Annotated in this window: 10 protein-coding genes and 1 tRNA gene; 2 read left to right on the forward strand and 9 right to left on the reverse strand. The window is 63.2% G+C overall.

The annotated features are described in order from the left end of the window. Positions 1 to 116: 116 nt before the first annotated feature. A complete protein-coding gene (gene gcvP, locus P3C50_RS00005) occupies positions 117 to 2,969 on the reverse strand; it encodes an aminomethyl-transferring glycine dehydrogenase (RefSeq protein WP_275544412.1) in 2,853 nt (950 codons plus the stop codon). 9 nt (positions 2,970 to 2,978) lie between these two features. Continuing rightward, complete coding sequence (gene gcvH / locus P3C50_RS00010; RefSeq protein ID WP_275544413.1) at positions 2,979 to 3,362, reverse strand: glycine cleavage system protein GcvH; 384 nt, start codon at positions 3,360 to 3,362, stop codon at positions 2,979 to 2,981. 330 nt (positions 3,363 to 3,692) lie between these two features. Between gcvH and sodC the strand changes: the two genes are divergently transcribed. Beyond that, complete coding sequence (gene sodC, locus P3C50_RS00015; protein WP_275544414.1) at positions 3,693 to 4,244, forward strand: superoxide dismutase [Cu-Zn] SodC; 552 nt, start codon at positions 3,693 to 3,695, stop codon at positions 4,242 to 4,244. A 226-nt stretch (positions 4,245 to 4,470) separates the two neighbouring features. Here sodC and P3C50_RS00020 read toward each other — a convergent pair whose 3' ends face one another. After that, entirely contained in the window at positions 4,471 to 5,991 is a 1,521-nt protein-coding gene (locus P3C50_RS00020; protein ID WP_275544415.1) for a sigma-54-dependent transcriptional regulator, read from the reverse strand. A gap of 73 nt (positions 5,992 to 6,064) precedes the next feature. Here P3C50_RS00020 and P3C50_RS00025 point away from each other — a divergent pair, with 73 nt between their 5' ends. Beyond that, the gene (locus tag P3C50_RS00025; RefSeq protein WP_108232820.1) at positions 6,065 to 6,262 is read left to right on the forward strand and encodes a hypothetical protein; all 198 of its coding nucleotides are present in this window, start codon (positions 6,065 to 6,067) and stop codon (positions 6,260 to 6,262) included. 103 nt (positions 6,263 to 6,365) lie between these two features. On the opposite strand, the gene P3C50_RS00030 is transcribed toward P3C50_RS00025, so the two are convergent. From P3C50_RS00030 to P3C50_RS00055, 6 genes are all read right to left on the reverse strand, one after another. Beyond that, entirely contained in the window at positions 6,366 to 7,064 is a 699-nt protein-coding gene (locus tag P3C50_RS00030) for an endonuclease I family protein (protein ID WP_275544416.1), read from the reverse strand. 506 nt (positions 7,065 to 7,570) lie between these two features. Next, positions 7,571 to 8,701 (reverse strand): mechanosensitive ion channel family protein, encoded by a 1,131-nt coding sequence (locus P3C50_RS00035; RefSeq protein ID WP_147811394.1) that lies wholly within the window; start codon positions 8,699 to 8,701, stop codon positions 7,571 to 7,573. Between the two features lie 212 nt (positions 8,702 to 8,913). Continuing rightward, complete coding sequence (locus tag P3C50_RS00040) at positions 8,914 to 9,219, reverse strand: YceK/YidQ family lipoprotein (RefSeq protein WP_275544417.1); 306 nt, start codon at positions 9,217 to 9,219, stop codon at positions 8,914 to 8,916. A 152-nt stretch (positions 9,220 to 9,371) separates the two neighbouring features. Next, positions 9,372 to 9,445, reverse strand: a tRNA-Gly gene (locus tag P3C50_RS00045). A gap of 85 nt (positions 9,446 to 9,530) precedes the next feature. After that, positions 9,531 to 10,418: an alpha/beta fold hydrolase gene (locus P3C50_RS00050; protein ID WP_147811396.1), complete on the reverse strand. Its 888-nt coding sequence runs from the start codon at positions 10,416 to 10,418 to the stop codon at positions 9,531 to 9,533. Positions 10,419 to 10,808: 390 nt separating this feature from the next. Then, positions 10,809 to 11,501 carry a pseudouridine synthase gene (locus tag P3C50_RS00055; protein ID WP_275544418.1) on the reverse strand — a complete coding sequence of 231 codons (693 nt, stop codon included), beginning with the start codon at positions 11,499 to 11,501 and terminating at the stop codon, positions 10,809 to 10,811. Between the last annotated feature and the right edge of the window lie 3 nt (positions 11,502 to 11,504).

Below are 11,504 nucleotides of genomic sequence, written 5' to 3' on the forward strand. Positions count from 1 at the left end.
GCCCCCGCTCCGCGCCCCCGCCCTTCGCAGAGCTCAGGGCGCTTCAGCGGGCGAAGCAGTGCTTCGCTAATTCCGCTTTCGCCCCGCAAGCGGGAGAGGGGGACGGTTCACCGTGCTTACGCGTCCTGATACGCCTCGATGGACGGGCAGGCGCAGACCAGGTTGCGGTCGCCGTAGACGTTGTCCACGCGGCCGACCGGCGGCCAGTACTTGGCCTCGATCAGGGTCGCCAGCGGGTACACGGCCTGCTCGCGGCTGTAGGCGTGGTTCCACTCGCCAACCAGCTCCAGGGCGGTGTGCGGGGCGTTCTTCAGCGGGTTGTCGTCCTTGTCCAGGCGGCCTTGCTCGACCGCGCGGATTTCTTCGCGGATGGCGATCATGGCGTCACAGAAGCGATCCAGCTCTTCCTTGGACTCGCTCTCGGTCGGCTCGATCATCAGGGTGCCGGCCACAGGGAAGGACATGGTCGGGGCGTGGAAGCCGAAGTCGATCAGGCGCTTGGCCACGTCGTCGACGCTGATGCCGCTGCTGTCCTTGAGCGGACGGATGTCGAGGATGCACTCGTGCGCCACCAGGCCGCCTTCGCCGGAGTACAGCACCGGGTAGTGCTCTTCCAGGCGACGGGCGATGTAGTTGGCGTTGAGAATGGCCATCTGCGACGCGCGCTTGAGGCCGTTGCCGCCCATCATGGTGATGTACATCCAGGTGATCGGCAGGATGCTGGCGCTGCCGAACGGCGCGGCGCTGACTGCACCTTCCTTGCGAGCCATGTGAGCATGGCCCGGCAGGAACGGCGCCAGGTGCGACTTGACGCCGATCGGGCCAACGCCCGGGCCGCCACCGCCGTGCGGGATGCAGAAGGTCTTGTGCAGGTTCAGGTGGGAGACGTCGCCGCCGAACTGACCCGGCGCGCAGAGGCCGACCATGGCGTTCATGTTGGCGCCGTCGATGTACACCTGGCCGCCGTTGTCGTGGATGATCTGGCAGATCTCGCGGATGCCTTCCTCGAACACACCGTGGGTGGACGGGTAGGTGATCATGATCGCAGCCAGGCGATCCTTGTGCTCTTCGGCCTTGGCCTTCAGATCGGCGATGTCGACGTTGCCGCGTGCGTCACAGGCGGTCACCACCACGCGCATACCGGCCATGGAGGCGGTCGCCGGGTTGGTGCCGTGGGCCGATTGCGGGATCAGGCAGATGTCGCGCTGATCGTCGCCACGGCTCAGGTGATAGGCGCGGATGGCCAGCAGGCCGGCGTACTCGCCCTGGGAACCGGCGTTGGGCTGCAGCGACACGGCGTCGTAGCCGGTGGCGGCGCAGAGCATGGCTTCCAGCTCAGTGGTCAGCTGGGTGTAACCCGCGGCCTGCTCGACCGGAGCGAAGGGGTGCAGGTTGCCGAATTCTGGCCAGGTGACCGGGATCATTTCGCTGGCGGCGTTGAGCTTCATGGTGCAGGAGCCCAGCGGGATCATGCTGCGATCCAGAGCCAGATCCTTGTCGGCCAGCTTGCGCAGGTAGCGCATCAGCTCGGTTTCGCTGTGGTAGCGGTTGAACACTTCGTGCTGCAGGATCGCCGACTGGCGCAGCAGGCCTTGCGGCAGGCGGCTGGCGATCTGCGAAGCCAGGTCGCTGACGGCAGGTACGGCTTGGTCAGCAGCGAACAGTGCCAGCAGCGCCTCGACGGCGGCCTGGTCGGTGGTTTCGTCCAGCGACAGACCCAGACGCTCGGCGTCGATCTCGCGCAGGTTGATGCCGGCAGCACGGGCCTTGGCATGCAGCTCGGCGGTCTTGGCGCCGGTCTTGATGCTCAGGGTGTCGAAGAAGTGCTGCTGCTCGACGCTGTGGCCCAGCTTGGTCAGGCCCAGGGCGAGGATCGCGGTGAAGCTGTGCACGCGCTGCGCGATGTCGGTCAGGCCCTGCGGGCCGTGGTACACGGCGTACATGCTGGCGATGTTGGCCAGCAGCACCTGCGCGGTACAGATGTTACTGGTGGCCTTCTCGCGGCGGATGTGCTGCTCGCGGGTCTGCATGGCCAGGCGCAGGGCCGGCTTGCCGAAGCGGTCCACCGACATGCCGACCAGGCGGCCCGGCATGTCGCGTTTGAACGCGTCGCGGGTGGCGAAGTAGGCAGCGTGCGGGCCACCGAAGCCCAGCGGCACACCGAAGCGCTGGGCGCTACCCAGGGCGACGTCGGCGCCGAACTCGCCCGGCGGGGTGAGCAGGGTCAGAGCCAGCAGGTCGGCAGCTACGGCAACCAGAGCGTTGGTGGCGTGGAAACGCTCGACCAGGGCGCGGTAATCGAAGATGTCGCCGTTGCTCGCCGGGTACTGCAGCAGGGCGCCGAAGTAGGCGCTGGCGTCAGTGATGGCGGCTTCGTCGCCGACTTCGATATCGATGCCCAGCGGCTCGGCACGAGTGCGCAGCACGTCGAGGGTCTGCGGGTGGCAGTGCTGGGAAACGAAGAAGGTGTTGGCAGCCTTGTTCTTCGACAGACGCTTGCAGAAGGTCATGGCTTCGGCGGCAGCGGTGGCCTCATCCAGCAAGGATGCGTTGGCGATCTGCATGCCGGTGAGGTCGCTGATCAGCGTCTGGAAGTTCAGCAGCGCTTCCAGGCGGCCCTGGGAAATCTCCGGCTGGTACGGGGTGTAGGCGGTGTACCAGGCCGGGTTTTCCAGCAGGTTGCGCAGGATCGGGCTCGGCGTGTGGGTGCCGTAGTAACCCTGGCCGATAAAGGTCTTGAACTGCAGGTTCTTGGCGGCGATGGCCTTGATCTTGGCCAGGGCGTCGGCTTCCGACAGGCCCGGCTGTTCGCCGAGGATGCTGGTGCCCTTGATGCTCTCAGGGATCACCGCACCGGTCAGCGCGTCGACCGAATCATAGCCAAGCAGTTCGAGCATGGCAGCGGTGTCGGCATCGCGCGGGCCGATATGGCGGGCGATGAATTCGTTCTGGGTATCGAGCTTGGTCATGGCGGTCACTCAGGCGTCGGCGTTGGCGTTCAACAGACGATCATAGCCGGCCTTGTCCAGCAGGTCGGCCAGCACGGCGTTGTCGGCCAGGCGCATACGGAAGAACCAGGCCTTTTCCAGCGGCGATTCGTTGACCAGCTCCGGGCTGCCTTCCAGGTCGGCGTTGACCTCGACGATTTCGCCGTCCAGCGGCATGACGATGTTGCTGGCGGCCTTGACCGACTCCAGCACGGCCACTTCCTCGCCTTGAGCGTAGGACTTGGCTTCCGGCAGTTGCACATAAACCACATCGCCGAGCGCGTCCTGGGCGTAATGGGTGATGCCGACGGTAACCAGACCATCGTTGTCCAGACGCAGCCATTCGTGATCGGCGGTGAAACGCAACTCGCTCATGTCAACTCCTCAGAGGTAAAGGTGTCCGCTTCTAGGTGGCGGGCAGGTTTGGAGGTGATTGCAATGTGAGTGCCAATGATAAAAATATCAATTAAATCAATAAGTTAAGAGTATTTTTTATATTCCTTGATAGTGGTATGGAACGATATCGCTACGAATGCACGCGTCGCAAATGGAAAAGTTTGCGTCGCACGAGTTGCGGCGCGGCTTTCAGGTGTCCGTTGCGTAATCGTTACGGTGTAATGAAATCGATACATCATATGGCTGGAACCGCTCGGAGGATCGAGGGTCGGTAACTGGGAGGCTTCATCGACAAGGAGATAGATCGACATGAAACCCCTGATTCCCCTGGCATTCGCGCTGCTTGGCGCCACCAGTCTGCAGGCCAACGAGACGGTTACCGTGACGCTAGAGCAGGCCACCGAGAAAGGTACTGGCGCAGCCGTCGGCACCGTGACCATCAGCCAGTCGCCCTATGGGCTGGTATTTACCCCTGACCTGCAGGGGCTTGAGCCTGGCGTTCACGGTTTCCACGTGCACACCGAGCCCAACTGCAATGCCGCGCAGGTGGACGGCAAGCAAACGCCGGCCGGTGCCGCTGGTGGCCATTGGGACCCGCAGAACGCAGGGCGCCACGGCTTTCCCTGGGAAGACAACGCCCACCTGGGTGACCTGCCTGCACTGCTGGTGACCGAGGACGGCAAGGCCAGCCAGCCGGTGCTGGCGCCGCGGCTCAAGAGCCTGCAAGACCTGCACAATCGTTCGCTGATGATTCACGCTGGCGGCGACAACCACTCAGATCATCCCCAGCCCTTGGGCGGCGGCGGCGCGCGCGTGGCCTGTGGGGTGATCAAGGTGCCGACTAGCACCACGCCGATCTGATCCGTCGTCACCCACCCTGCACGCAATGCTGGTCGGTGGATACAAGGCTTCGCGGACGAGTCCGCTCCCACAGGAATAACCGTGCCGGCGCTGCGAGCGCTGACCTTCCGTGGGAGCGGACTTGTCCGCGATAAGGCATTGGTTCGAGCGCTATGCGCGGCTGCATGATCAAGTGAAAATGCAGCGATCCTGCAAAGCACGAGCGTTTTCTTAACTGACTGGCGCGTCAGTGTTTGCCCGGAATTCCGTACTTGCGCAGGCGCTTGGCGATGGCGGTATGCGAGGTGCCCAGGCGCGCGGCCAGTTGGCGGCTGGAAGGGTGGCTGTCGTAGAGCTTTTCCAGCAGCGCTTTCTCGTATTCGTCCATGGCCTGTTCCAGGCTGGCGACTTCCCCTTCCACCTTTGGCGCCACTTCGGTGCCGGCGATATCCAGATCGTCCATCTCCACCCAGTTGCTGTCGCAGATCGCGGCGGCGCGGAAGATCACGTTCTGCAACTGGCGCACGTTGCCCGGCCAGCGCCCGGCCAGCAGCGCCGGGAAGGTGGTCGGCGCCAGGCGGCAGGGCAGGCGCTGGATCTGCGCGCAGGCCTGGGCCATGAAGTGCTGGGCCAGCAGCAGAATGTCCTGGCCGCGTTCGCGCAGCGGCGGCACTTCCAGATTGAGGACATTGAGGCGGTAGAACAGGTCTTCACGGAAGCTGCCTTCGGCCACCATCTGTTCCAGGTCGCGATGGGTGGCGCTGAGGATGCGCACGTCCACCTTCACTTCGCGGTCGCCACCGACGCGGCGGAAGCTGCCATCGCTCAGGAAACGCAGCAGCTTGGCCTGTAGGTAGGGCGACATCTCGCCAATCTCGTCGAGAAACACCGTGCCCTGATTGGCCAACTCCAGCAGGCCGGGCTTGCCGCCGCGCTGGGCACCGGTAAAGGCGCCGGGGGCGTAGCCGAACAGCTCGCTCTCGGCCAGGTTCTCCGGCAGGGCAGCACAGTTCAGCGCTAGAAACGGCGCGGTGCGGCGCACGCTGACGGTATGACAGGCGCGTGCCACCAGCTCCTTGCCGGTACCGGTTTCGCCATGAATCAGCAGCGGCGCATCGAGCGATGCCACGCGCAGGGCGCGGGCCTTGAGGGCACGAATCGGCGCGGACTCGCCGAGCAACGAATCGAAGCCCTCGGCATGGTCGTGATGCAATGCGGCCAGACGCTGGCCCATGCGGCTTGGAGCGTAGAGCGTGAGCAAGCCACCGGTCAGGCGCCCGTCTTCAGTAATCGGTTGGGCGTCGAGCAGCAGTGGCTGGCCGGCGAAGTTCACCTCGCGCAGCGGCTGATGGAAACCGGCGGTGAGCAGCGAGCGTTGCAGCGCGTCGTCGGAGAACAGCGCGGCGATGCTCAGCCCCTCGGGCGGGCGCTCGCAGATGTCGATCAGCGCCGGGTTGGCCAGCAGCACGGTGGCGCGATCATCCACTGCCAGCACCGGGTCGGGCATGGCCGCAAGCAAGGCATCGAGCTGCAGGCGGCGGCGCTGACCGGGAAGAATGTCCACCACCTCCACGCTCTGCACGCCGTGCACCTGCAGCAGCGCGCCGCGCAGCTCCTCGAGCACCTCGGCGCTCAGGGTCGGCGCGTCGATATAGACGTTTGGCGGTACCATCTCCACCGCATCGAGGTTCAGATTACGCCCGCCGAGCAGCGCCAGGACTTCCTGGGTGATGCCGACGCGGTCGATGAAGCTGACGTGGATGCGCATAGATGAAGGTCGAAATGGGCGAACAGGCCGCGATTATGCCTGCTCTGCCGCGCATGAGGAAAAGGGCAACACCGTGAGTACAGAAAAACCGAGCCGCGCCGATTATCACCGTGAGCACCAGGCTCGCGCCGAAGCCGAGGCCCAGCGCCTGTTGGCGCGCAAGGCCGAGCTGCAGGGGCGCTGGCTACCCTGGGTGGCGCAGGAGTTGTACCAGCTCAGCCCGCCGGAGTTCGCCAACATGGTGCGGCGCGAGTTGCAGCGCCTGGCGTAGCCCGGATGCAATCCGCGGACTGCTTGGAATATGCCAAAGCGGTCGCGGCTGAAGCCCCTCACACAGATGCGGGAAACTTGTGGGAGGGGCTTCAGCCGCGACCCTACGCACGCTTGCGCGCGCAGCGGCTCATATCCACCTTGCCCACATAGGGGTTGCCCCAGCCCATCACGCAGGCCACCTGCTGGTTGCGCTGCTGCTCCCAGACCTTGGGCGGGTAGGCCTTGCTCCAGGCCTCGTAGAGTTGCCGATCCTGTTTCGACAGGCGCAGCTTGTAGCGGTCGGACATGTAGAAATAGGTGCGCGCGATCATCCCGCGGATGGCCGGGCGCGGCATCACCTTGCGCGCCTTGAAGTCCACCACCGTCTCGCACTGTCCGTACTGGTGCGGCTTCTGCGGCAGCCAGGCGAAGCTGTAGTTGCTGCGGTCGCCATTCACCTCGCCGATGCTCGGCACCAGGTTGTGCAGGTCGGCCTCGGCCTTGCGGAACTGCGCATCGTTGGCCGTGCAGTTCTTGCGTCCGCCTTTTTGCCAGCACTGGCGCTGATGGCCGATCACCCAGGCAGGGACGATATGCTCCCACTCGATGCGTTGGGCGCGATTGGCGTTCTTGCGCGGCGTGTAACCACAGGAACGTAGGTCGACCTGATTGCCGCTGTACTTGCAGCCGCAATAGAACTCGGTGGATTGCTGCGCATACAACGGCCAGGCCAGGCGCTTGGCCTCGGCGAAACTGGCGGGTGCGGCGTGCAGGGAAAGGGCTGTGAAACAGCAGAGCAGGGGCAGTAAGCATCGAATCATGGGGCGGCAGGGTAGCCGTCACCGCTGCCGATGTGAAGATGGAAAATTTATGTTTTTCAAAGGCTTATATGGTGGCAAAGCGCCCTCCTCACGTGAGGCGGGCACCACGCATCGAGCCTTGTTGGAGCCGAGGCGGTGCTGGTCTGCACGCTGTAGCCACGGTCGCGGCTGAACTGCGGCATCAGCGATGGCGGCAAGCATGCCCAGTAGGAGAATCGGCATTTCGTTACTCAGGGAAGGCAAGAGCCCGGCAGACGCCGGTAGTTGCGGGCCAGCGCCACTCAGCGATGGCCCGCATACGCGTAATGCTGTTCACATAAGAAACGGTCGAGCGCGATTAGTCCCCTCGCCCCTCCGAGAAGAGGGTTAGGGAGAGGGGGAAACTGGCAGTTTCGCGGGGTTTCGGCCCTCTCCCCAACCCCTCTCCCATAAGTGGGAGAGGGGAGTCAATGCCTGCGACCTTAAGTGAACAGCATTACCGCATACGCGGGCTTTTCAGGCGTTCCTCAACTGAATCTCGGCAAGCGCTGATCCTGCTCGCCGTCCTCTGTCTCGGTCTGCTGCGGCAGACCGGCGACCTTGATGACCGGCATCCGCTCGCCCACCAGGCGCAGGTCGCGACGGGGCAGGGCGAAGCGCACATCCAGCTCGCGCAGGGCATCGAGCAGCTGCAGATTGATCTCCTGCTGAATATCCATGTACTGGTTGTAGTCCGAGCTCTGCACGATATACACCACCTCGAAGGTCAGCTGGCTTTCGTCGAAACCGAGAAAGTGTGCGCGGTCGAATCTGGCCTTGGGCGTGGCGCGGATGATGTCGCCGACGCGCTCGGCCACCTGGCGAACCTTGTCGCTCGGCGTGTCGTAGTTGACGCCGAACTTGAAGACGATACGGCGGGTATTCATGCGCTTGTAGTTATGCACGATCTGCCGCAGCAAGTCGGCGTTGGCACACACCACCTGCTCGCCGCTGAGGCTGCGGATGCGCGTGGTCTTCAGGCCGATATGCTCGATGGTCCCGGCCACCTCTCCGAACACCACGAAGTCGCCGATCTCGAAGGGCTTGTCGACACCGATCGACAGTGAGGCGAACACATCACTGAGCACCGTCTGCACCGCCAGTGCCACGGCGATACCGCCAACACCCAGGCTGGCCACCAGCGCGGTGATATCCACGCCGAGATTGGCCAGGATCGACAGCAGCATCACCGACCACACCACGATCAGGATCATGATGCTGATGATGGTGGTCATCACCGGGTTGTAGCTGCCGCTCTTCTTCATCACCAGGCTACGCGACCACAGGCGTACGCCGGTATCGACCCACAGCGCCACCTGCAAGGCCAGGGCGACGAACCAGGTATGGCTCAGCGCGCTCTGCCAGCTGCCGGGCAGCTCCGGCAGGCGCAAGGCCAGCAACAGGGAAAAGGCCAGCAGCAACACGCGGCTGGTACGACCGATCACAACCGCCACGAAGTGCGGCCAACTGCCGTCCTGATCCTTCGACCAAGCCATCAGCCGCTTGTGCAGCGTGCCGACCACCGCACGCAACACGCTGTAGATCAGCGCCGTAGCGACCACAACAATCGCAATGTTGAGCCAGAGATCGCGGTCAAGCCAGATGTTCCACTGTTCCATCGTCAAGGGCCTCCAGAAGGGACGTATAGGTTTCTGGTGGTGTTGAGGAGCAGAAGTTCCGGGGAAAGGGCGAGTGGTCCCGGTTTTGGCGCGCCGGGTGAGGCGGCCTTAGCTCGGGCGGCCCTTTCAAAAAGCGTAGAGCCGGGCATCACGCTGCCTGGATTTGCCCGAGCTAACAGCGCAAGAAGGCACGGGCCTATTCGTGTCTCCGATTACTCGATCGGTTTGTTTGCCTGATAGATGTCATGCGGGAGCATGACGGTATCGACAGCAGCGTCCACAGGCAGTGAAAAGATCGTCAGTACTGGGCAAACGACCGATAACCAGCACCAGGCCGTGGCTGGAAAGTAGCCGCGATTGACTTCATCAGAACCGAACAGCACGCCGAAGTCGTACGCAGTGCCTGTGTAGTAATCGGGTCCGTAATAACTGCCATTTCGCCCGAACAGTGTGCCGCAACCCGCGAGCGCACCCACCAGAACGGCCAGCGCGAGGACTCGATAGAGACGTTTGAGCATGGGACATCCTTTCCGACAGAGGCCACCCTGGCCGCGTCGCAGGGTACGCACCTCAGCGTCACGTCACAACTCAAGGTGGAGGATGTGGCGAGGTTCACCCAGCAGAAACGAAAAAGCCCCGTCAGTGATGACGGGGCTTTTGCTTGGCTGTCTGGAGCGGGTGATGGGAATCGAACCCACGGCTCTAGCTTGGGAAGCTAGGGTATTACCATTATACGACACCCGCAGCGGGTGCCTTTATACCGGAACCTGCGGCGAAAATGAAGGGCGAACCGGAACCCGTCGTGCAGCCGGTTCGCCTCTGCGTCCGTTCATACGGCGATGGCCTGCAGTTCCTGAAGCTCGCCGCGATTGGGCAGTTGCAGGCGTTTGCTGGGGGCGCTGAAGAAGTCCAGCAGGACGCGTTGGGTCTGCAGCCAGGCGGCCTTGTGTTCCATGTCGAGGAAGTGGCCAGCGTCGTCGATCACGGCGAACTGGGCATGGTCGATGTGCTGAGCGAACAGGCAGGCGTCTTCCACCGAGGTGTATTCGTCGCGGTCGCCGTTGACGAACAGCAGCGGAATTTCGATGGCCTGCAGGCATTCCATGCGGCAATGCGCCTCCATGTTCAGCACCTGTTTGATATGCGCGTACATCTGCCGGTATTCGTGCTCGTCGAGGGTGCTGACGTGCTTGTGGTTGAAGCGCTTGAACAGCGACGGCAGGTGTTTGCCGATGGTGCTGTTGACCAGCAGAGCGATGTTGTCGCGATCCACCGCGTTCAAGAAGCGCAGGCCCTTGTGCAGGTAGTCGAGCATCGGCACGTTGAGGATCGGCGAGAAGGAGCAGATCGCTGCCTTTTCCAGCGTGGCCGGGCGCTGGGCCAGGGCGAGCATGGAGGCGACGCCGCCCCAGGAGAAGGACATCAGGTAATTGGCGCCGTAGTGGTCGATCAGCTTGAGCAGGATGGCCGCTTCGTCTTCCTTGCTGATGGGCGTGAAGTCGCTGTTGTGCGGCTTCGATTGACCGGCATAGGGCAGGTCGAAGGCCACCACGTTGAACTGTGGTTGCAGGTACTTGACCGTTTGCGCGAACGAGGCGGTGGTCGCCAGGGAGCCATTGACCAGGATGATGGTCTTGCTTGCTGCCGGGTTACCGTAGAACTCCGTGTGTACCTTGTGCTTCCTGTTGATCTCGACGACTGTGGTTTCTGGCCTCATGTCGTTTCCTCCTGGCGCAAGTGAACAAGGCGAGCGGGCGGCCGTTCGCATTTGATTGAGCAGTCAGAAAAGCGCCTGAGCGTGACAGCTTCATGTCAGGCAGGGGATTTTTATAAGTATTTGAATTTCAAGCAGTTAGGATCGAAACAGGCGAGCGCTCCAGGCCTTATTGAAGACGCTGGAGAGGGCGGTGTTACCAGGCAGGAATCCAGACGGCGCAGGGCGCCAGTAACTGAAATAAGGTGTAGCTGTCTCGTAGTGACCAATTGGTCATCTCAAGACTTGTGACTCGATTCAAGCAGCTGACTTGCAGCCACGCAAGGCCGGGTCACATCTTTATCGCGGTTTAGGTCTACCGTTGGTCGGGTCGTGAAGGTTGGGCTGGGAAGATCAGACGCTTGCGACTTCCGCAGCCGTCAGAGCGCGGTACTGACCTGGCGCGAGCTGCGGGTCGAGGACGATCTCGCCCATGCGTTCGCGGTGCAGGGCGACGACGCGGTTGCGGAAATGGCCGAACATGCGTTTGACCTGATGGTAGCGGCCCTCGAACAGGGTCAGCCGGGCTTCGTGGCTGTTCAGCACCTCGAGCTGGGCGGGCAGGGTGGTGAGGTCCTCGAAAGCGAAGTACAGGCCACGGGTGAAGACTTCGGCGTACACATCGGTGATCGGCTGCTCGGTGGTGACGTGGTAGACCTTGGGCTTGCGCTCTTGCGGCTGGGTGATGCGCCGCGACCAGCGTCCGTCGTTGGTGATCAGCAGCAGGCCGCTGGTGTTGAGGTCCAGGCGCCCGGCCAGGTGCAGGTCGTGCTTGTCCGGCTCGTTCAGCAGGTCGAGCACGGTGCGGTGTTCTTCGTGTTCGGTGGCGCTGACCACGCCGACCGGCTTGTGCAGCATCCAGTAACGCGCGCTGCGCCCGGCCTGCAGCAGTTCGCCGTCCAGCTCCACGCGCTGGAAGTCGCGGATATCGAAGCGCGGATCAATGATCACTTCGCCGTCCACGCGCAGGCGCCCGGCGCTGATCAGCAGGCGGCTGTCCTGGCGGCTAAAACGGGGGAAGTTGCTGAGGAAGCGATCCAGGCGCATGGC

It is taken from the genome of Pseudomonas sp. Marseille-Q0931, assembly GCF_940789645.1.
Lineage (GTDB): Bacteria > Pseudomonadota > Gammaproteobacteria > Pseudomonadales > Pseudomonadaceae > Aquipseudomonas.

Excerpts from the sequence above, each read along its gene's own strand:
- gcvP (WP_275544412.1), bottom strand. The coding sequence starts at position 2,969 with ATGACCAAGCTCGATACCCAGAACGAATTCATCGCCCGCCATATCGGC.
- gcvH (WP_275544413.1), bottom strand. The coding sequence starts at position 3,362 with ATGAGCGAGTTGCGTTTCACCGCCGATCACGAATGGCTGCGTCTGGAC.
- sodC (WP_275544414.1), top strand. The coding sequence starts at position 3,693 with ATGAAACCCCTGATTCCCCTGGCATTCGCGCTGCTTGGCGCCACCAGT.
- P3C50_RS00020 (WP_275544415.1), bottom strand. The coding sequence starts at position 5,991 with ATGCGCATCCACGTCAGCTTCATCGACCGCGTCGGCATCACCCAGGAA.
- P3C50_RS00030 (WP_275544416.1), bottom strand. The coding sequence starts at position 7,064 with ATGATTCGATGCTTACTGCCCCTGCTCTGCTGTTTCACAGCCCTTTCC.
- P3C50_RS00035 (WP_147811394.1), bottom strand. The coding sequence starts at position 8,701 with ATGGAACAGTGGAACATCTGGCTTGACCGCGATCTCTGGCTCAACATT.
- P3C50_RS00040 (WP_275544417.1), bottom strand. The coding sequence starts at position 9,219 with ATGCTCAAACGTCTCTATCGAGTCCTCGCGCTGGCCGTTCTGGTGGGT.
- P3C50_RS00050 (WP_147811396.1), bottom strand. The coding sequence starts at position 10,418 with ATGAGGCCAGAAACCACAGTCGTCGAGATCAACAGGAAGCACAAGGTA.
- P3C50_RS00055 (WP_275544418.1), bottom strand. The coding sequence starts at position 11,501 with ATGCGCCTGGATCGCTTCCTCAGCAACTTCCCCCGTTTTAGCCGCCAG.